Here is a 20,294-nt window from a genome sequence, read left to right as displayed (position 1 = left end):
GGGCAGTCTTCACCCCGCTAACCTGGGGGGATGTTGAGAGAAGTGACCGGCATCCGCTATGTCACGCCGCTGCGTGAGGGCGGTTCGGTGCCCGGTGTGGTCGAGGCCGACGACCTCGGTACCTACGTCGTGAAGTTCAGCGGCGCGGCCCAGGGGCGCAAGGCGCTGGTCGCCGAGGTGATCGCGGGCGAACTCGGCCGCCGACTGGGGCTGCGGGTGCCCGAGTTGGTGCGATTCGACTTCGACCCGGTGATCGGACTCGGGGAGCCCGACCAGGAGATCCAGGACCTGCTCAAGGCGAGCGGCGGCCTCAACCTCGGGATGGACTTCCTGCCCGGCTCGCTCGGCTTCGACCCTCTGGTGTTCACCATGGAACCCGAGGAGGCCAGCCGCATCGTCTGGTTCGACGCGCTCATCGGCAACGTGGACAGGTCGTGGCGCAATCCTAACATGCTGGTCTGGCACCGGAACGTGTGGCTGATCGACCACGGCGCCTCGCTCATCTGGCACCACAACTGGAAGTCGGCGCAGGCCGCTTCCGCCAAGCCGTACGACGCGACCGACCACGCGCTCTCCCGCTTCTCACCCGAACCCGCGGCGGTGGCGGCGGAGTTGGCCGCACAGGTGACGGAGCCGCTCCTCACCGAGGTGACCGCCCAGGTGCCCGACGAGTGGCTGGTCGACGAGCCCGGGTTCGACGCGCCCGACGACGTGCGCGCCGCCTACCGCGAACTCCTCGGTGCCCGGGCGCTGGACATCCACGAGCGCATTACCACGGCCCGCCAGAAGGCGAAGCAACCGCCACCCGAGTGGCTGCGGACCTGGGTCGAGGGGAAGAACGCGAAATGAGCGGGCGCGACGTCTTCGAGTACGCGCTCGTGCGCGTCATGCCGCGGATCGAGCGCGGCGAACTGATCAACGCGGGCGTGCTGGTGTACTGCCGCGCCCAGGCGTACGTCGGTGCCCGCGTCCACCTCGACGTCGCGCGCCTGCGCTGCCTCGACCCGGACGTCGACGTCGAAGGCGTCGAGGCGGCGCTGCGCGGCTACGAGGGCATCTGTGCGGGGGGCGCTGCCGCTGGGCAGGCGGGGGAGGACGACCCCGGGCGGCGGTTCCGCTGGCTCACGGCTCCGCGCAGCACGATCGTGCAGCCCGGGCCGATCCACACCGGCCTCACCCAGGACGCCCGTAAGGAGGCCGACCGCCTCCTCGCCCTCCTCGTCCGCTGAGCGGAGTGCTCTTCCGCCCCTCCCCCCGGGCTGCCCGGTCCTGTGGGTGCCGGGACCTTGCGGTCCGCGGTGGTTGTTCGCGCAGTTCCCCGCGCCCCTTGTTGTCGCTCGGGTCTTCCCGCGGAAGAAGCTCGCGCCCCGAAGGGGCGCGGGGAACGGCGCGACCAGCCACAGCGGACCGCAAGGTCCCGGAACCGACAGGACGGGGCAGGACCGGGGGTCCTGTTGACAGCGTCAGCGCCCCCTCTTACGGTTCGGGGCGTGACCTACTAAGCGGTCGCTCATGTGAGGGCGGGCGTGCCAACCGGCCGAGGTTGAGGAGACGAAGATGTCCACCACCGAGCAGCGCGTCGCGATCGTCACGGGCGGCGCCCGCGGAATCGGCGCGGCGACCGCGGTGCGGCTGGCCACGGAGGGCCGGGCCGTCGCCGTGATCGACCTGGACGAGGACGCCTGCAAGGGGACCGTGGAGTCGATCACGGGCGCGGGCGGCCGCGCGATCGCCGTGGGCGCCGACGTGTCGGACGAGGCCCAGGTCCAGGCGGCCGTCGCCCGGGTGGCCGAAGAGCTCGGCGCGCCCACGATCCTGGTGAACAACGCGGGCGTGCTCCGCGACAACCTGATCTTCAAGATGTCCGTGGCGGACTGGGACACGGTGCTGGGCGTCCACCTGCGCGGCGCGTTCCTGATGACCCGCGCGGTGCAGAAGCACATGGTGGACGCCAAGTTCGGCCGCGTGGTGAACCTCTCCTCCTCCTCGGCGCTGGGCAACCGCGGCCAGGCCAACTACGCCGCCGCGAAGGCGGGCATGCAGGGCTTCACCAAGACCCTCGCGATCGAGCTCGGCAAGTTCGGCGTCACGGCGAACGCGGTCGCCCCCGGCTTCATCGTCACCGACATGACCGCGGCGACCGCCGCCCGCGTGGGCATGGGCTTCGAGGAGTTCCAGGCCGCGGCGGCCACCCAGATCCCCGTGCAGCGGGTCGGCCGCCCCGAGGACGTGGCGGGCGCGATCGCGTTCTTCACCGGCGACGCGGCCGGCTTCGTCTCCGGCCAGGTGCTGTACGTGGCCGGCGGCCCGCTCGACTGACCGCGTCACCCTCCACCAGCAGCGAAGGCGTACCAGGACATGACTGAACTCCCCCCGGACAGCGGCCGCGCCGCGATCGTCACCGGTGCCAGCCGCGGCATCGGGTACGGGATAGCCGAGGCGCTCGTCGCCCGCGGCGACCGCGTCTGCATCACCGGCCGCAACGAGGACGCCCTCAAGGAGGCCGTCGAGCGGCTGGGCGGCGGTGACCGGGTGATCGGCGTGGCCGGAAAGGCCCACGACCAGGCGCACCAGGAGGCGGCCGTCGCCCGCGTGATGGAGGCGTTCGGCCGGATCGACCACCTCGTGAACAACGCGGGCACCAACCCGGTCTTCGGCCTGCTCACCGACCTCGACCTCGGGGTCGCCCGCAAGGTCTACGAGACCAACGTGCTCTCCGCGCTCGGCTTCGCGCAGCAGACCTGGCGGGCCTGGCAGAAGGAGAACGGCGGCTCGATCGTCAACATCGCCTCGATCGCCGGGATCGCCCCCTCGCCGTTCATCGCCGCCTACGGCATGAGCAAGGCCGCGATGGTCAACCTCACCGTGCAGCTCGCCTCCGAGATGGCGCCCAAGGTGCGGGTCAACTCGATCGCCCCCGCGGTGGTGAAGACGAAGTTCGCCGCGGCCCTGTACGAGGGCCACGAGGAGGAGACGGCGGCCGGCTACCCCATGCAGCGGCTGGGCGTGCCCGAGGACATCGGCGGCGCGGCGGCGTTCCTGCTGTCGGACCAGGCCGCGTGGATCACCGGGCAGAACCTGGTGATCGACGGCGGCCTGTTCCTGAAAGCGGGCGTCTGACCGGGCGGAATGCCGACGGGGACCGGATTGTCAGAGGGGCGCGGTAGTTTCGGGGGCAGTGAAACCGATCGCGTACCGGAGGTTCCCGACGTGCCCAGCATGCTGCCCGACTCCTGGCAGGCCGTTCTCGGCGAGGAGTTGGACAAGCCCTACTTCCAGCAGCTCACCGACTTCGTCGCGGCCGAGCGGCGCGAACACCACGTCTTCCCGCCCGAGGACGAGGTGTTCGCCGCTCTGGAGGCCACACCGTTCGACAAGGTGAAGGTGCTGGTGCTCGGTCAGGACCCGTACCACGGCGCGGGTCAGGGCCACGGGCTGTGCTTCTCGGTGCGTCCCGGGGTGCGCACCCCGCCCTCGCTGCGGAACATCTTCAAGGAGCTCAAGGACGAGTTCGGGTACCCCGTGCCGGACAACGGGTATCTGATGCCGTGGGCCGAGCAGGGCGTCCTGCTGCTCAACGCGGTGCTGACGGTGCGTGAGGGCGAGGCCAACTCGCACAAGGGCAAGGGCTGGGAGAAGTTCACCGACGCGGTGATCCGCGCCGTCTCCGACCGCCCGGACCCGGCGGTGTTCGTCCTGTGGGGGAACTACGCGAAGAAGAAGAAGCCGCTCATCGACACCGGCCGCCACACCGTCATAGAGGGCGCGCACCCCTCGCCGCTGTCGGCGAAGCTCTTCCTGGGCAGCCACCCCTTCACACAGATCGACGAAGCGGTGAAGTCCCAGGGCCACGAGCCGATCGACTGGCGCATCCCCGACCTCGCGTCGGCGTAAGCGGGGGCAGTGGTGTACGGGCGGCGCTGAGCGGGGGAGCGGGCACCGGCGGCGGGCGCGGGCGGTCAGCGGCGGTAGACCTCGTGGCAGATCGAGGACGCCCGCCCGCCCCGCGCCCACCCGCCGTATGTCTCGCCGAGCCCGCACACGTCCGGCGCGGTCGGGAGCAGCGGGCGGGCCGGCCCCTTGAGGCGGGGGACGGCGGGCCGCAGCGCCGGGCGCGGGGGAGCCGGCGCCGGTACGGCCCTGGCGGTGGGCCGCGCATCCGGTGCGGGGGCGTCCGGGCGCGCGGTGGCCAGCACCCGGTGGGCGGGCGTCGACGCCACCCGGGCGTCGTCGGGCCGCGCGGTCCGGGCGGGCGGCGCGGACGCCGAGGGCGCGGGAGCGGGGGCTCCGGGCTGCGGCGAGACAGTGGTGCACCCGGCGGACGCGAGCACCGCGCACAGCGCGAACACCGGGGGCAGGAACGGGGAGAGGCCACGCACCCGCGCCACTGTGCCGTACCCGCGACCGTCCGGGTATTCCCCGCAGGGGTGAACATGCGGCGCCCCCGTATGCTGCCCGGACACGGCACCGCACGGCACGGCACCACACAGCACGGCACCGGCCCGGCACCGCCCGGCCGGGTAGGACTGACGACGGCACCGCACGGCACCAGGAGCACGGATGGCAGCGCGCGACGGCAGCGCCCCCCTGAAGATCGGCGTCATCGGGCTCGGTGACATCGCGCAGAAGGCGTACCTCCCGGTGCTCGCCGCGCAGCCGGGCCTCGAACTGCACCTGCACACCCGGACCGCCGCCACCCTGGCCGCCGTCGGCGACGCCTACCGGCTGCCGCACCGCCACCCCACCCTGGACGCGCTGCTCGACCAGGGCCTCGACGCGGCCTTCGTCCACGCCCCCACCGCCCACCACGTGGAGATCGGCACCCGCCTGATCGAGGCGGGCGTCCCCACCTATGTCGACAAGCCGCTCGCCTACGACCTGGACGGCGCGCGCGGTCTGGTGGACCTCGCGGGCACCCGCGGTGTACCGCTGGCGGTCGGCTTCAACCGCCGCTTCGCGCCCGGGTACGCGCAGTGCCTGGACCACCCGCGCGACCTGATCCTGATGCAGAAGAACCGGGTCGGGCTCGCCGAGGAGGTCCGGACGGCCGTCTTCGACGACTTCGTGCACGTGGCCGACACGCTGCGGTTCCTGGCGCCGGGCCCGATCGAGCAGGTCCGCGTCTCCGCCCGGGTCCGCGACGGGCTGCTGCACCACGTGGTGGTGCACCTGTCCGGCGACGGCTTCACCGCGATCGGGTCGATGAACCGGATGAGCGGCTCCACCGAGGAGACCCTCGACGTCAGCGGCGCCGACGCCCGCCGCCAGGTGCTCAACCTCGCCGAGGTGGTCGACCACAAGGGCCAGCCGACCGTGCGGCGCCGCGGCGACTGGGTGCCGGTGGCGCGGCAGCGCGGCATCGAGCAGGTGGCGCTCGCCTTCCTCGACGCGGTGCGCGCCGGCACCCCCCTCGACGCGCGGGACGCCCTGCGTACCCACGAGTTGTGCGAGCGGATCGTCGCCGAGATCACCGGGAGTCCCGTGCCGGGTCCGGCGACCGCCTGAGCGCGGCCACGTCCGCGGGGACCCCTTCGCCGCCCACCGGACCGGCCCCGGCGGCCCGGCGGCGCAGCGCGCGGACCCCTTCAACGGCCCCGGCGGCGAGCATCAGCAGCAGCGCCAGCCGCGGCACCCAGTCGCCGAACCGCACGTACGGGCTCGTCCCGGTGGCGGTCGGCACCTCGTACACCGCGGTGGCGCCGCCGCTGGTGCCGATCCGGTGCCCGACGGGCGCGCCGCCGGGACCGTAGACCGCGCTGATCCCGGTGAGGGTGGCGTGCACCATCGGCCGCCAGGTCTCCGCGGCCCGCAGCGCCGCGAGCGAGGCGTGCTGCGCCGGGGCCCAACTGCCCTGGAACGACGAGGTGGAGGACTGGGCGACCAGCAGCCGCGCGCCGTCCGCGGCCAGGTGGCGGCTCATGTCGGGGAACGCCGACTCGAAGCAGACCAGCGGCCCGAAGCGCAGCGCCCCGGTGTCCATCACCACCTGCCGGCGGCCCGGCCTGCGGTCCTGCCCGGCGGCCTTCCCCACGGACGTGGCCCAGCCCAGCAGCGACCGCATCGGGATGTACTCCCCGAAGGGCACCAGCCGCATCTTGTCGTACGTCGGGCCGGTCACGCCGTGCGGGCCGACGAGTGTGGAGGTCTTGGAGATGCCGGTGCCGTCGGCGCGTTCGGCGTCCACGTTGACCAGCAGGTCGGCGCCGACCAGGCGGGAGAGCGCGGCGAGCGTCGCGGTGGTGCCCGGGTGGTCCGACAGGTCGACGCCGACGCTGCTCTCGCCCCACACCACCAGGTCGGGGCGGCTGCCGGCGAGTCGCCGGGTGAGGCGGACCTCGCGGGCGAACCGGGCGGCCGGCCCCTCGACCACCCCGGGCTGCACGACCGCGACCCGGACCGGCGCGGTGGCGTGCGGGCGCGGCGCCCACAGCCATACGGCGCCGGTCGCCACCGAGGCGGCGAGCAGTGTCGCGGCGGCGGCACGGCGCGCGGACGGCAGCACGCACAGGACGGCGACGGCCGTGTTGACCAGCACCAGCGCCGCGCTGACCAGCCACACCCCGCCGAGGGAGGCGAGCCGCAGGGCCGGGCCGACCTGCCACTGGCTCGCGCCGAGCAGGCCCCAGGGGCCGCCGAGGTACTGCCAGGAGCGGACCAGTTCGATCAGCAGCCAGCCGCTGGGCAGGAGCACCAGGGCGGCGCCCACCGCGGGGGCGCCGCCGAGCAGGCGGCGGACCAGCCAGCCCCAGGGCGCCCACAGCGCGCCCAGCAGCAGGGCGAGCACCGGGAGGAAGACGGTCATGCTCGGCAGCAGCCAGTTGTGGACCGCGAGCATGAAGCCGGCGCCGCCGAACCACCCGTCCAGCGCCGCGCGCCGGGCGCTCGGCGCCGAGCGGATCAGCAGGAGCCAGGGGACCAGGGCGAGGTAGGCGAGCCACCACAGGGACGGTGCCGGGAAAGTCAGCGCCGGCACCGCGCCCGCCACTGCGGAGGCCACTCCGCGGCTCCACCCTCGCGTACCCGGGAGCAGGGTGCCTGTCGGGCTCATCCGCGGCTCCCTCCGGGTGGGGTGGTGCTGTCGGCTCCGGGACCACCTGCCGGTGGGGGCTGGTCGCGCAGTTCCCCGCGCCCCTGATTTTGCTCGGGCCTTCCCGCGAAAGAAGCTCGCGCCCCAAGGGGCGCGGGGAACGGCGCGAGCAGCCACGGCGGACCGCAAGGTCCCGGCACTCCCGGGACGGGTCCGCCGGGTGGGTCAGGCCGAGGCGTCCGCTGAGGCGTCTTCGGACACTGCGCGGGCGCGGGTGGTGACGACGGCGGCCGCGGCGAGTGCGGCGGCGCCGAACGCCGCGGCGATCACCCAGGGCCGGTCCAGGCAGTGGCCGGTGGCGTGGTCGAGGGAGAGCCGCCCGGGCCCGGACAGCCCGAGGGACGCGGCGGTCCAGCCGAGCAGCGCCGGGTGTTCGAAGCCCCCGGACATCGCGAAGAACCCGGCCGGGGCGTGCACTGCGACGGCCCCAGCCATGGCCCCGGCGGCGGCCGCACCGGCCGCGGGGGTGGCCAGGCCGAGTGCGAGGAGGGCGCCGCCGCCCGCCTCGCCGAGCCCCGCCGCGACGGCCGCGGGCTTGCCGGGCCGGAAACCCATGTGCTCCATGGCCCCGGCGGTGGCGTCGAGCCCGCCCCCGCCGAACCACCCGAACAGTTTCTGCGCGCCGTGCGCGAAGAGCGCCGACCCCGCGCCCAGACGCAGCGCCAGCAGTCCGATGTCCTTGCGGTACGCCGTTCCCATGACCGCGTCCTTTCGTTCGCCCGGGCCCGGTCGTCGAAGGGCCCACCCGGCCAGTGTGTGCGGCCCGGCGGGCATCGCGCCGCGCCAGGCGGTCTGTCCGGGCGAACGGGGGGCGCCGCGGCGGGCGGCTTACGGCAGGCGGTTCCAGGAGGTCAGCACATGGCGGCCGTGTTCGATGCCGAGCCGGCTGACCGTACCGGTGGCGAGCTGGAAGAGCGCGCCGTCGGCGGGGGGCAGGCCGAGCCGCCGGGCGGTGAGCACCCGCAGGAAGTGCGCGTGCGCGACGAGGACGACGTCGCCGCCCTCGCCGTTGGCGAAGGCCGCCTCGACCCGGGCGAGCACCCGGTCGGCACGGTCGCCGACCTGCTCGGGGCTCTCGCCGGGATGCCCCTCGGGCCCGGGCACGACGCCGTCGGTCCAGATCTCCCAGCCCGGGCGGGTGCGGTGGATGTCGCGGGTGGTGACGCCCTCGTAGCCGCCGTAGTCCCACTCGTGCAGGTCGGGGTCGATGCGTACGTGGTCCAGGCCGGCGAGCTTCGCGGTCTGCTGCGCGCGCTGGAGCGGGCTGCTGATCACGCACCCGATGTGCCGGCCGGCCAGCAGCGGCACCAGCGACCGCGCCTGCTCCTCGCCGTGCTCGGTGAGCGGCAGGTCGGTGTAGCTGGTGTGCTGACCGGACTGCGACCACTCGGTCTCGCCGTGCCGGATCAGAACGAGCTCACCCATCGGACACCTCCCGTGGCGCCCCGCGGCGCCCGTTTGTGATCATATGCCGACCGCCCGCCGCGACCACCGCGCGGCCGTCGGGCCGACCCGTCGGCACAACTGCGGACCGGCCGAAAGACTTCCCGCCCGCGGCGTCGTTACGATGGCGCGCGGGTCGCTCCGGTTGCGGCGGCGGCGTGTTCTCGGTCGGATCGAAGCAGCGTACGGGGGACACCCGCGGGTCCGCGCGGCACACGGGGCGGCCGAGGCGGCGGCAGGGCGGAGCGTTCCGCCCGGGCGGCGGCCAAGTGACCAGCAAGCGGCAGCGACCAGCAACAGGAGCCGGAATGAACGACGCACCCCGCACATACGACGTGGTCGTCATCGGAGCGGGCCCGGTCGGGGAGAACCTGGCCGAGCGGACCCGGGCGGCCGGGCTCAGCACGGTTGTCGTGGAGAGCGAACTCGTCGGCGGTGAGTGCTCCTACTGGGCGTGCATGCCGAGCAAGGCGCTGCTGCGGCCGGTGGCCGCCCGGGCCGACGCGCGCCGGCTGCCGGGGCTGGCCGCCGCCGTGGCCGGGCCGCTGGACTCCGCGGAGGTGCTGGCCCGCCGGGACGAGTTCACCTCGCACTGGAAGGACGCGGGCCAGGTGGGGTGGCTGGACTCGGTCCACATCGACCTGGTGCGCGGCCGCGGCCGGCTCGACGGGCCGCGCCAGGTCGTGGTCGACACCCCGGACGGCGGTGTGGTGCGGCTGGCGGCCCGGCACGCGGTCGCGGTGTGTACCGGCACCACCGCGGCGCTGCCCGACCTGGCGGGGCTGGCCGACGTCCGGCCGTGGACCAGCCGCGAGGCGACCAGCGCCAAGCAGGTGCCCGAGAGCCTGGTGGTGGTCGGCGGCGGCGTGGTCGCCGTGGAGATGGCGACGGCCTGGCAGGCGCTCGGCGCGCGCGTGACGGTGCTGGTCCGCGGCGGCGAACTGCTCGGCCGGATGGAGCCGTTCGTCGGCGGGATGGTCGCCGACGGGCTGCGGGAGGCGGGCGTCGACGTACGGTTCGGGGTGTCCGTGGCGTCGGTGGTGCGCGAGGGCCGCGAGGTGCGGGTCGGGCTCGACGACGGCGGCGAACTGACCGCGGACGAGATCCTCTTCGCGGTCGGCCGCGAGCCGCACACCGGCGACCTCGGGCTCGACACGGTCGGACTCACGCCCGGCGACTGGCTGACGGTCGACGACACCTGCCAGGTCACCGCGGTGCCCGACGGGTGGCTCTACGCGGCCGGCGACGTCAACCACCGGGCGCTGCTGACCCACCAGGGCAAGTACCAGGGGCGGATGGCCGGCACCGCGATCGCCGCGCGCGCCACGGGGCAGCCGGTGGACAACGCGCCCTGGGGCGCGGCCGTGGCCACCGCCGACCACGCCGCCGTGCCGCAGGTCGTCTTCACCGACCCGGAGGCGGGCTCGGTCGGCCTGACCCTTCAGGAGGCCGAGCGCTCCGGGCGGCGGGTGCGCGCGGTGGACTACGACCTCGGGCAGGTCGCGGGTGCGAGCCTGTACGCCGACGGCTACACCGGCCGGGCCCGGATGGTGGTGGACCTCGACCGCGAGGTGCTGCTCGGGGTGACCTTCGTCGGGCCCGGGGTGAGCGAGCTGGTGCACTCCGCCACGATCGCGGTCGTGGGCGAGGTGCCGATCTCCCGGCTGTGGCACGCGGTCCCCTCCTACCCCACCATCAGCGAGGTGTGGCTGCGCCTGCTGGAGACCTACCGCGGCTGACGGCCCGCGCGGCCCGCGTGACCGGCAGGTGCCCGCGGGATCGGCAGGTGTGATCGGCGCGTGTCCGCCATACGCATCGATTCCGCGCCGTGGTCCGTGCGCGGCATGGCGAGCCCCCAGGAGATGTGACGCTGAGTAGCTAAGGTGCGGCGTGCGAACCATTCCATAACGGTCATCGCGCATGTTTCTGGCGAAAGGTCATGATGACGTACAGATCCCATCTCGCCGCGGCGGCCGCACTGCTGCTCGCCCTGGGCGGCGCGCCGGCCGCGGGTGCCGTCGGCGCGCCGGGCGGCCCGGCCGTCCAGCCCCGCGCCGTGCCCGCGCCCGGCCCCGGCAGCTCCGTGGTGACGGTGCGTACCGGCGGCGACCGCGACCCCGCGACCGACACGGTCCTGCCGCTGGCCGGGGTCCGGCTCGCGCTCTTCCGCGACGCCGACGCCGCGGACCCGATCGACGCCCCCTGGGCCCAGTGCACCTCCGACGCCGACGGGGACTGCAACTTCGTCGTGCCGCAGACCGGCGCGGGCGAGGCCGAGAACGGCAGCGTGCTGACGGTCCGCCAACTCGCCGCCCCCGCCGGCTGGTACACCAACCCGGTGCTGCGCACCGGCCCCGGCAGCGGCTCGAACTCGGTCGCCTCGCCGTACGAGTTCCAGACGCCGGCGCTGGAGGGCGGGGCGACCTACCGCTCCACCCGCGAGTTCATGTACAGCTCCAGCAACTCGCTGCCCACCCGCTCGGGCGGCATCTGGCAGTCCTCGCGGGACAACCCGCCGCTGCCGCAGTCCTGCGGGCTGGACGTCGCGGTGGTCCTCGACCTGTCCGCGTCCGTCGGCAGCCAGCTGCCCGCGCTGAAGGCGGCCACCGACGCGTTCACCGATGCCCTGACCGGCACGCCCTCGCGGCTGGCGCTGTTCTCCTTCGACCAGGCGTCGCCCGCCACCAGCGTGGACGCCAACCACCCCGAGCTCCAATCGGTCTCGACCCCGGCCGGTGCCGCCGCCTTCAAGAGCCTCTACGCGGACTGGACGCTCGGCAAGGGCACCAACTGGGACCGCGCGCTGCACGCCGTCGCCCAGGCACCGGAGCACTACGACGCCACCGTGGTCCTCACCGACGGCAACCCGACCCGCTTCGGCAGCCTGCACGGCGACGGCGCCAACACCCACTTCATCGACGTGGAGAACGGCATCTTCTCCGCCAACTCCGTCAAGGCCCAGGACACCAGGGTGATCGCCCTCGGCGTCGGCAGCGGCGTGGCGGGGCTGTCCGGACTCAACCTGCGTGCCATCTCCGGCCCGACGGCCTTCGACGGCGGCAACACCACCGCCGCGGACTACTTCCAGACCACCGACTACGGCCAGGCCGCCGACCAGTTGCGCGCCCTGGCACTCGAGCACTGCACCGGCAGCCTCACCGTCGTCAAGCAGATCGTGCCCGAGGACACCACCGGCGAGGACGTCACGGGCGCCGAACCGGCCGGTCCCGGCTGGACCTTCGACGCCTCCACGACCACACCCGGCGTCACCGGCCTGCCCGCCACGCAGACCACCACCTCCGACGGCACCGGCGCCGTCACCTTCCAGCCCGGCTTCGGCCTGAACCCCTCGGCGGACGTCACCGTGGGCGAGATCCAGCACCCCGGCTACGCACTCGTCACCCAGGACGGCGGCAACGCCGTGTGCACCGACCTCGACACCGGGCAGCGCGTACCGGTGGAGAACACCGGCACCGACGAGATCCCCGGCTTCACCGTGGACGCACCCCGCCAGGCCGCCATCAGCTGCACCGTCTACAACCGGCCCGTCGGCAGCACCGACGACTCCGCGGACATCACCGTCGACAAGGAGTGGAACGTCGACGGCCACCTGTACGCCGAGGGCACCCAGCCCGACGGGCTCAGCGCCCAGCTCACCTTGACCGGTCCCGGCGGCGCCGGGGCCACCCCGCAGCCGTGGGGCGACCCCCGCACCGGCTACACCATCGGCGACCGCGTCACCGTGGCCGAGAGCGTCCACCTGACCGCGCCCGGCTGCACGCTCGGCGGTTCGGAGGTCACCAGCGTCGACGGCGCCGGCACGCACCTGCCGCTGCCGTACGACGCGACGCTCACCGCGCACCACCAGCACCTCGTCGTCACCAACACCGTGACCTGCTGCCCGGACGACGGCGGGCAGCACGGCTACGGTGCCGGGCCGCAGAAGGCCCAGCCGCGGCCCGCGGCGGTGCACCCCGCCCGTCGCTGAGCCGGCGGGCCGAGCAGGAGCAGAAGGACCCGGGGCCGGGTGCGCGGACAGACGCGCGCCCGGCCCTCGGCACGCCGACGCGGACCGCGCAGGGGGGCGCACAGCAACGGCGGGGCACGGCCGTGGAAGGGCGGGGTGAGCCGTTTGTGGTTCAGGGCGCCGGGTCAAGGCGCTCAAAGGTTGGGGATAGATGATGATGTGCCTTGCCCGGTGGCGCGAGTCCAGCCGGACACGACTGTCGCCGGGCATGGTCGCTGTATCCGCACCCGCACCCGCATCCGTGACCGAGGAGACGAAGTCCCATGAGCCGCACGGTCGACTGCCCGCCGCCGCACGCCCTTGCCCGCCCGCGACCGGTGCGCCGGACCCCCGTGCCCGGCGCGGCGGCGGGCGCCCGGTGACGGGCCGCCCAGCGCAGGACCACGGGCCGCACCGGGCGGACGACGCGGGCGCCGGTACGGCGCAGCCCGCGGCCGGCTGGGTGCGCCGGATCGGCGCGTACTGCCTGCGGCACCGCCGGGACGTGCTGATGGCGTTCGGCGCCGCCGTCGCCGTCGCGATCGCCACGGCGACGCTCCCGCTGGTGCTGCGGCACGTCGTGGACCGCGTCGCCTCCGGGCGTACCGGGTCGCTCACCGCGTGGACCGTGGTGCTCGCGGGGCTGGGCGCGGTCCGCTTCGCCGGCGGCTTCACCCGCCGCTACACCGCCGGCCGGCTGTCGCTCGGCGTCCAGTACGACCTGCGCAACGACGCGTTCGCCGCGCTGCTGCGGCTGGGCGGCGCCCAGCAGGACACCCTGCGCACCGGCCAGATCGTCAGCCGCTCCATATCCGACATCACCCTGATCCAGACCCTGCTGCAGTTCCTGCCGAACATGACAGGAAACGCGCTGATGTTCGTGGTCTCGCTGGTCTTCATGGCGTGGCTGTCCCCGCTGCTGACCCTGGTCGCGCTGGTCGTCGGCCCGCTGCTGTGGCTGATCGCGCTGCGCAGCCGCCGCGACCTGTTCCCCGCCAACTGGCACGCCCAGCAGGAGGCCGCCGAGGTCGCCTCCGGTGTCGAGGCGACGGTGACCGGGGTGCGGGTGGTCAAGGGCTTCGGGCAGGAGGAACGCGAACTGGCCGGCCTGGAGCAGCGCGCCAAGCGGCTGTTCGCCTCCCGGCTGCGGGTCGTGCGCTACAACAGCCGCTACAACCCCGCGCTCCAGGCGGTGCCCGCGCTCGGCCAGGTCGCGGTGCTCGCCTTCGGCGGCTACCTGGCGCTGCACGGCCGGATCTCGCTCGGCACCTTCCTGGCCTTCACCAGCTACCTCGGCTCCTTCGTCACCCCGGTCCGCCAGGTCGCCACGCTGCTGACCGTCTGGCAGCAGGCCCGGGCCGGCGCCGAACGCGTCCTGGAGGTCGTCGACGAGGCACCGGTGATCACCGACGCGCCCGGCGCCCGCGAACTGCCCGACGAGCCGCCCGCGCTGTCCTGGCAGGACGTCACCTTCGGCTACGGCGACGGGCAGCCGCTGCTGCGCGGCTTCAGCCTCGACATCGCGCCCGGCGAGACCGTCGCCCTGATCGGCCCGGCCGGCTCCGGCAAGTCCACCGCGGCGGCGCTGCTGCCGCGCTTCTACGACGTCCCCGCCGGGTCGGTCCGCGTCGGCGGCACCGACGTACGGGAGTTGACGCTCGACTCGCTGCGCGGCCGGATCGGGTTCGTCTTCGAGGAGAGCCTGCTGCTGTCGGACACGGTCCGCAACAACATCGCCTACGGCGAGCCCGGCGCGAGCCAGGAGCGGGTCAGGGCCGCCGCCCGGATCGCCCGCGCCGACGAGTTCGTCGAGCGCCTCCCGCAGGGGTACGACACGGTCGTCGGCGAGCAGGGCCTGACGCTGTCCGGCGGCCAGCGGCAGCGCGTCGCGCTCGCCCGGGCGCTGCTGTGCGACCCGGCGGTGCTGGTGCTCGACGACGCGACCTCCGCGATCGACGCCCGGGTGGAGGCGGAGATCCACGCGGCCCTGCACGAGGCGGTCCGCCGCCCCACCACGCTGATCATCGCGCACCGCCGCTCCACCCTCGAACTCGCCGACCGCATCGCGGTGCTGGACGGCGGCCGGGTGGTCGACACCGGCACGATGGACGAACTGCGGTCCCGCTCCGCGCTGTTCCGCTCCCTGCTGTCGGCCGTGGACGCGCCCGAACCGGCCGGGGAGCATCGGACCGGCAACGTGATGGCCGCCGAACACGCGTCCGGATCGGGGGAGTTGGGGACACCCGCGGGCGCCGAACTGTCGGCCGCGAGCGACGACGGGCCCGACCCGACGGCCGCGCCCCCGGCGCACCCGGCCCCCGCCGTCACCGCGCACCTGTGGCGCCGCCCGGACGGCGAGGACGGCCCGGCGGGCGGTGAGGGCGCCGCGCTGCGCGCCGCGCAGGCGATCTCGCTCTCCTCGGCGACGGCCGGGCGCGGCCGGGGGCCGGGCGGCGGGGTGCTCGGCACGGCGCCGCCCACCCCCGAACTCCTGGCCGGGCTGGCGAAGATGCCGCTGCCCGCGGCCGACCCGGACGTGCCGGCCGACCGCACCCGGGCCGCCGACCCGCACTTCGGGCTGCGCCCGCTGGTGCGGCCGTTCCGGCTGGCGCTGCTGCTGGGGCTGGCGCTGGTCGCCCTCGACGCGCTGGCGCAGATCATCGTGCCGGTGCTGGTCCGCCGGGGCGTCGACGACGGCGTGGCGCACCACTCGGGCCGGGTGCTGCTGGAGGCGGCCGCGGCCGCGGCGGTGGTGGTCGCCGCGGACTGGCTGATCGGCATCGGCCAGATCCGCACCACCGGACGCACCGGCGAGCGGCTGCTCTACACGCTCCGGGTCAAGACGTTCGCCCAGCTCCAGCGGCTCGGACTGGACTACTACGAGCGCGAGTTGGGCGGCCGGATCATGACCCGGATGACCACCGACGTGGACGCGCTGTCGAACTTCCTCCAGACCGGGCTGATCACCGCCGTGGTCAGCCTGCTCACCGTGTTCGGCGTGCTGATCACCCTGCTGGTCATCGACGCCGGGCTCGCGGTGGTGCTGCTCGGCGCGCTGCCGCTGCTGGTGGTGGGCACCGCGGTCTTCCGGCACCACTCGGTACCCGCCTACCACGAGGCGCGCGAGCGGGTCAGCGCGGTCAACGCCGCCCTCCAGGAGAACGTCACCGCGATCCGCGTCACCCAGGCGTTCCGCCGCGAGCGCCGCAACGCCGCCGACTTCGCCGAACTCGCCTGGGCCTTCCGCGACTCGCGGCTGCGCGCCCAGCGCTACATGGCGACGTTCTTCCCGTTCGTGGAGTTCCTGGGCACCCTGTCCACCGCGGCGGTGCTCGCGGTCGGCGCCGGGCAGGTGCACTCCGGCACCCTGACCGCCGGGACGCTGATCGCCTTCCTCCTCTACGTCGACCTGTTCTTCTCCCCGATCCAGCAGTTCTCGCAGGTCTTCGACGGCTACCAGCAGGCCGTCGTGGGCCTGGGCCGGCTGCGCACCCTGATGCGCACCCCCACCGCCACCCCCGTACCCGAACACCCGCGTGAAGTGCGGCAGTTGCGGGGCGAGGTGGTCTTCGACGACGTGTCCTTCGGATACGCCGGGGGCGGCGGGCAGGAGGTGCTGCACGGTGTCCGGCTGCGGATCGCGCCCGGCGAGACGGTCGCGCTCGTCGGCGCGACCGGCGCCGGCAAGTCCACCGTGATGAAGCTGATCGCGCGGTTCTACGACCCCACCAGCGGCGCGGTCCGGGTCGACGGCCACGACCTGCGCGCGCTGGACCTGGCCGGCTACCGCGCCAGGCTCGGCGTGGTCCCGCAGGAGGCCCACCTGTTCAGCGGCACCGTGCGCGACGCCATCGCCTACGGCCGGCCCGGCGCCACCGACGCCGAGGTGGAGGCCGCGGCGCGCGCGGTCGGCGCGCACGACATGGTGGCCGGGCTCCCGGCCGGCTACCTCCAGCCGGTCGGCGAGCGCGGCCGCAACCTGTCCGCCGGGCAGCGGCAGCTGCTCGCGCTGGCCCGGGCCGAACTCGTCGACCCCGACGTGCTGCTGCTCGACGAGGCCACCGCGTCGCTGGACCTGGCCACCGAGAGCCGGGTGGCGGCCGCCACCGAGGCGCTGACCCGCAAGCGCACCACGCTGGTGGTCGCGCACCGGCTCACCACGGCCGCCCGGGCCGACCGGGTGGTGGTGCTGGACCGCGGCACCGTCGTGGAGACCGGCACCCACGCGATGCTGCTCGCGGCGGACGGGGTGTACCGGAAGCTGTGGGACGCCTTCCGGCAGCACGGCGCCGCCGCGACCGTCGACCAGCTCGCCGCCGGGGGCGGCTGACCCGGCGGCGTCAGGGGCGCGGGGCGAGCCCGAGGTGGTCGCGGAGCGTCGTGCCGGCGTACTCGGTGCGGAAGACCCCGCGCTCCTGGAGCAGCGGCACCACCGTGTCGGCGAAGGCGTCCAGGCCGCCGGGGGTGACGTGGGGCACCAGGATGAACCCGTCGCTCGCGTCGGCCTGGACGTACGCGTCGATCGCCGCGGCCACCGTCTGCGGCGAGCCGATGAAGGTCTGGCGCGCGCTGGTCCTGATCACCAGGTCCCGGATCGACAGGTGTTCGGCCGCGGCCAGTTCGCGGTACTCGCGGGCGACGGCCAGCGGGTCGCGGACCATCCGGACGCTGGCCCGGCCGCGGGCGAGGGTGTGCTCGCCCGGGTCGGGGTCGACGTCCGGCAGCGGGCCGTCCGGGTCGTAGGCCGACAGGTCGCGGTTCCAGACCTGTTCGAGCAGCTTGATCGCGGTCTGGCCGCTGACCTGGGCCCGGCGCACCTCTTGGGCGGCGTCCTGCGCCTGCGCGTCGGTGTCACCGAGCACGAAGGTCGCCGCGGGCAGGATCAGCAACTCCTCAGGGGTGCGGCCGTACTTCGCGAGCCGGCCCTTCACGTCGCGGTAGAACGCCTGGCCGGCCTCGAGTTCGGCGTGCCGGCTGAAGATCGCGTCGGCCGAGCGGGCCGCGAACTCCCGCCCCTCGTCGGAGTCCCCGGCCTGGAAGACAACCGGGCGGCCCTGCGGGCTGCGCGGCACGTTGAAGCGCCCCTCGATGGCGAAGTGCTCGTCCTTGTGCCGGAAGGAGCCCGCGGCCGGGTCGGCCAGGAAGCGGCCGGACGAGCGGTCGGCGGCGATCTCACCGCCGCGCCATGAGTCGAACAACTCCTGTGCGGTGCGCAGGAACTGCTCGGCGCGCGTGTAGCGGTCGGCCTGTTCGAGGAAGCCGCCCCGGCGGAAGTTCTCACCGGTGAAGGCGTCCCAGGAGGTGACCACGTTCCAGGCCGCGCGCCCGGCCGACAGGTGGTCCAGCGACGCGAACTGCCGGGCCACCTCGTAGGGTTCGTTGAAGGTGGAGTTGATGGTGCCGGCCAGCCCGATCCGCTCGGTGACGGCGGCCAGCGCGGCGAGCACCGTGAAGGTGTCGGGGCGGCCGACCACATCCAGGTCGTAGATCCGGCCGCCCTGTTCGCGCAGCCGCAGGCCCTCGGCGAGGAAGAGGAAGTCGAACTTCGCGCGCTCGGCGGTGCGGGCGAAGCGGGCGAAGGAGTCGAACGCGATGTGGCTGCCGGCCTCGGGGTCGCTCCACACGGTGGTGTTGTTGACGCCCGGGAAGTGGGCGGCGAGATGGATCTGCTTCGGCTGCGTGCTCATCGGCGTGTGCTCCTCCGGCTCGGGCGGGTCATGGGGTGGCGGTCGGGCCGGGCACGGTGACCTGGCGGAAGACGGTGGTGCGGCGCAGGGTGAAGCCGAGCGCCTCGTACAGGGCGATGGCGGGGGTGTTCGAGGCGGCGGCGTGCAGGAACGGGGTGTCGCCGCGGGCGCCGATCCCGGCCGCGGTGTGGCGGACCAGCCGCCCGGCCAGGCCCTGCCCGCGGTGGGCCGGGTCGGTGCACACCGCGCTGATCTCGGTCCAGCCCGGCGGGCGCAGCCGCTCCCCGGCCATCGCCACGAGCGCGCCCGCGCGGCGGATGCCGTAGTACGCGCCCATCTCGACGGTGCGGGGCAGGAAGGGGCCCGGCTGGGTGCGCGCGACCAGGTCGAGCATCTCGGGCACGTCCGCCGGCCCGAGCCGTACCGCCTCGGGGTCCGGCACGCCGCGCAGCGTGGTCGCCACCAGCTGCACGCCCGGGATCGGGTCGCTGCCGCTCCACCCGGCGGGCAGGTCGGCGAGCCCGGCGGCGGTGAAGGAGTTGCCCGGCCCGACCAGTGCGGCCAGGTCGGCCCACGCGCGCGGGTCGGCCGCGTCGGCGAGCGCGACGAAGGGCGACACGTCGGTGCGGTAGCGGCCCGCACGGCCGGCGAGCTCCGCCAGGTGGCGGTGCGGGCCGCTCAGCGAGGCCCAGGCGGGGTTGTCCAGGACGTGCGCGCCGGGCGCCGGGTGCTGCGGGCGGGGTGCGTGCGGCGGCGGGGGCGTGGTGTGCGGGCTGGTCGACATGGGGGCGGTGCCTCTCCGTTCCTGGTGCGGTGCGGTGCGGTGCGGTGCGGTGCGGTGCGGTGCGGCCGGCGCCGGGGGCGCCGGCCGGTGCGTGCTCTCGCGGGACAACGCCGGACCGGGCCGCGGAAAGTCCCGGGCCCCGCGGTCAGGAGTTGCTCAGCGGCAGCCCGGGCGGGTTGACGAGCGAGCGGTCCACCGCCTCGTCGCTGAGGTTCCACGCGGCCAGCCACTTCGCGTACTGGCCATGGGTGACCAGGTAGTTGATGGCGTCGGCCAGCGGTTTCGCCAGGCCGTCGTCCTTCTTGGTGGTGGCGCAGATCAGCCCTTGCAGGCTCGCCCCGGCACCGGAGTAGGTGCCCGCGCTGCGGGTGGCCTGCGGGCTGCCCGCGGTCTTGGCGACGTGGTAGGCGACGCTGGGGTTCGGCGCGAAGTAGGCGTCGATCCGGTGGGAGTTGAGCGCCAGGTAGGTGCTGTTCGCCTCCTGGTAGTACTTGATGGTGAGCTTCTTGCCGGCTGCCTTGAGCCGGGCCTGCCACTCCAGCAGGATCTTCTCCTGGTTGGTGCCGGAGCCGACCGCGACCGTCTTGCCCGCCAGCTGGCGGTAGTCGCCGGTGAACGTCCAGGAGTCGTCCTTGCGGACCTCGAAGCCGAGGTTGTCCTGCCGGTAGCTGGCGAAGTCGTACTTCTGCTTGCGCTGCTCGGTGTCGGTGATGTTGGAGAAGCCGACATCGGTCTTGCCGCTGTCGATGCCGATGAAGAGGTTGTCCCAGGTGGCGTTGGTGAGCACCGGCTTGAGTCCGAAGACCGCCGCGACCAGCCGGCCGAGGTCGGGCTCGGAGCCGGTGAGGGTCTTCTGGTCGGTGCCGGTGTAGCCGATCGGCGGGGAGCCGGCCGGCAGGAAGCCCAGGCCCACCACCAACTGGCCGCGCTTGCGCACGGCCGCGGGCAGTTCGGCGCGGATCGCGGCCACCTCGGGCACCTTCAGGGTGGTCTGGTGGGCGGCGCCGTTGGACAGCGCGCCGACCGTCACCGTGCCCTTGGCGTCCGCCGCGGCCGCGGCGGACGAACCGCCGCTGCCGCTGCCGCAGCCGGTCAGGCCCAGCAGGAGGGTGGCCGCGGCGGCGGCGCTCAGGGCGAGGCGGGAAGCGGTACGGGGCATGGCGGCCTTCCTTGGCAGGGGCAACAGGCATACGGGCGTACGGAGTTACGGGGCATACGGGCGTACCGGTGTCGGTGTCGGGACCGGGACTGACGGGCCTGCGTACGGCCTACGGGTGCGGCGGGCCC

Annotated in this window: 16 protein-coding genes; 9 read left to right on the top strand and 7 right to left on the bottom strand. The window is 74.4% G+C overall.

The window, feature by feature from the left end:
• Positions 1-30 precede the first annotated feature (30 nt).
• The 5 genes from WA788_RS28260 to ung all read left to right on the top strand — a co-directional run bounded on the left by WA788_RS28260 (position 31) and on the right by ung (position 3,894).
• Positions 31-849, top strand: coding sequence for a HipA family kinase (locus WA788_RS28260; RefSeq protein WP_335981992.1), 819 nt, complete (start codon positions 31-33; stop codon positions 847-849).
• Positions 846-1,229: a DUF3037 domain-containing protein gene (locus WA788_RS28255; RefSeq protein WP_335981990.1), complete on the top strand. Its 384-nt coding sequence runs from the start codon at positions 846-848 to the stop codon at positions 1,227-1,229. The genes WA788_RS28260 and WA788_RS28255 overlap by 4 nt, the downstream gene beginning before the upstream one ends.
• A gap of 328 nt (positions 1,230-1,557) precedes the next feature.
• Positions 1,558-2,319 (top strand): 3-oxoacyl-ACP reductase FabG, encoded by a 762-nt coding sequence (fabG, locus tag WA788_RS28250; RefSeq protein ID WP_335981988.1) that lies wholly within the window; start codon positions 1,558-1,560, stop codon positions 2,317-2,319.
• A 39-nt stretch (positions 2,320-2,358) separates the two neighbouring features.
• The gene (locus WA788_RS28245) at positions 2,359-3,120 is read left to right on the top strand and encodes an SDR family oxidoreductase (protein ID WP_335981985.1); all 762 of its coding nucleotides are present in this window, start codon (positions 2,359-2,361) and stop codon (positions 3,118-3,120) included.
• A 90-nt stretch (positions 3,121-3,210) separates the two neighbouring features.
• A complete protein-coding gene (gene ung / locus WA788_RS28240; protein WP_335981984.1) occupies positions 3,211-3,894 on the top strand; it encodes a uracil-DNA glycosylase in 684 nt (227 codons plus the stop codon).
• Positions 3,895-3,959: 65 nt separating this feature from the next.
• On the opposite strand, the gene WA788_RS28235 is transcribed toward ung, so the two are convergent.
• The gene (locus WA788_RS28235) at positions 3,960-4,379 is read right to left on the bottom strand and encodes a hypothetical protein (protein ID WP_335981982.1); all 420 of its coding nucleotides are present in this window, start codon (positions 4,377-4,379) and stop codon (positions 3,960-3,962) included.
• A 208-nt stretch (positions 4,380-4,587) separates the two neighbouring features.
• Here WA788_RS28235 and WA788_RS28230 point away from each other — a divergent pair, with 208 nt between their 5' ends.
• Positions 4,588-5,505 carry a Gfo/Idh/MocA family protein gene (locus WA788_RS28230; protein WP_335982029.1) on the top strand — a complete coding sequence of 306 codons (918 nt, stop codon included), beginning with the start codon at positions 4,588-4,590 and terminating at the stop codon, positions 5,503-5,505.
• On the opposite strand, the gene lnt is transcribed toward WA788_RS28230, so the two are convergent.
• The 3 genes from lnt to WA788_RS28215 form a co-directional block, all read right to left on the bottom strand.
• On the bottom strand, positions 5,468-7,048 hold the full coding sequence (gene lnt, locus WA788_RS28225; protein ID WP_335981980.1) for an apolipoprotein N-acyltransferase: 1,581 nt from the start codon (positions 7,046-7,048) through the stop codon (positions 5,468-5,470). The genes WA788_RS28230 and lnt overlap by 38 nt on opposite strands.
• Positions 7,049-7,252: 204 nt before the next feature.
• A complete protein-coding gene (locus tag WA788_RS28220; RefSeq protein ID WP_335981978.1) occupies positions 7,253-7,786 on the bottom strand; it encodes a DoxX family membrane protein in 534 nt (177 codons plus the stop codon).
• Positions 7,787-7,915: 129 nt separating this feature from the next.
• Positions 7,916-8,512: a histidine phosphatase family protein gene (locus tag WA788_RS28215; RefSeq protein WP_335981977.1), complete on the bottom strand. Its 597-nt coding sequence runs from the start codon at positions 8,510-8,512 to the stop codon at positions 7,916-7,918.
• A 326-nt stretch (positions 8,513-8,838) separates the two neighbouring features.
• Here WA788_RS28215 and WA788_RS28210 point away from each other — a divergent pair, with 326 nt between their 5' ends.
• The 3 genes from WA788_RS28210 (at position 8,839) to WA788_RS28200 (ending at position 16,866) form a co-directional block, all read left to right on the top strand.
• A complete protein-coding gene (locus tag WA788_RS28210) occupies positions 8,839-10,269 on the top strand; it encodes a dihydrolipoyl dehydrogenase family protein (protein WP_335981975.1) in 1,431 nt (476 codons plus the stop codon).
• 200 nt (positions 10,270-10,469) lie between these two features.
• Entirely contained in the window at positions 10,470-12,518 is a 2,049-nt protein-coding gene (locus WA788_RS28205) for a vWA domain-containing protein (RefSeq protein WP_335981973.1), read from the top strand.
• Positions 12,519-12,999: 481 nt separating this feature from the next.
• On the top strand, positions 13,000-16,866 hold the full coding sequence (locus WA788_RS28200) for an ABC transporter ATP-binding protein (protein ID WP_335982027.1): 3,867 nt from the start codon (positions 13,000-13,002) through the stop codon (positions 16,864-16,866).
• 10 nt (positions 16,867-16,876) lie between these two features.
• Here the strand turns inward: WA788_RS28200 and WA788_RS28195 are convergent, their stop codons facing one another.
• The 3 genes from WA788_RS28195 to WA788_RS28185 all read right to left on the bottom strand — a co-directional run bounded on the left by WA788_RS28195 (position 16,877) and on the right by WA788_RS28185 (position 20,166).
• Positions 16,877-18,223 carry an NtaA/DmoA family FMN-dependent monooxygenase gene (locus WA788_RS28195; protein WP_335981972.1) on the bottom strand — a complete coding sequence of 449 codons (1,347 nt, stop codon included), beginning with the start codon at positions 18,221-18,223 and terminating at the stop codon, positions 16,877-16,879.
• A 28-nt stretch (positions 18,224-18,251) separates the two neighbouring features.
• The gene (locus tag WA788_RS28190; protein ID WP_335981970.1) at positions 18,252-19,007 is read right to left on the bottom strand and encodes a GNAT family N-acetyltransferase; all 756 of its coding nucleotides are present in this window, start codon (positions 19,005-19,007) and stop codon (positions 18,252-18,254) included.
• A gap of 145 nt (positions 19,008-19,152) precedes the next feature.
• Positions 19,153-20,166, bottom strand: a complete 1,014-nt coding sequence (locus tag WA788_RS28185; protein WP_335981967.1) for a transporter substrate-binding domain-containing protein — start codon at positions 20,164-20,166, stop codon at positions 19,153-19,155.
• Positions 20,167-20,294 lie beyond the last annotated feature (128 nt).

This window comes from Streptomyces sp. CA2R106, from assembly GCF_037034245.1.
Classification (GTDB): domain Bacteria; phylum Actinomycetota; class Actinomycetes; order Streptomycetales; family Streptomycetaceae; genus Actinacidiphila.
Note: the sequence above shows the minus strand (reverse complement) of the source record. Positions and strands in the feature narration are given on the sequence as shown.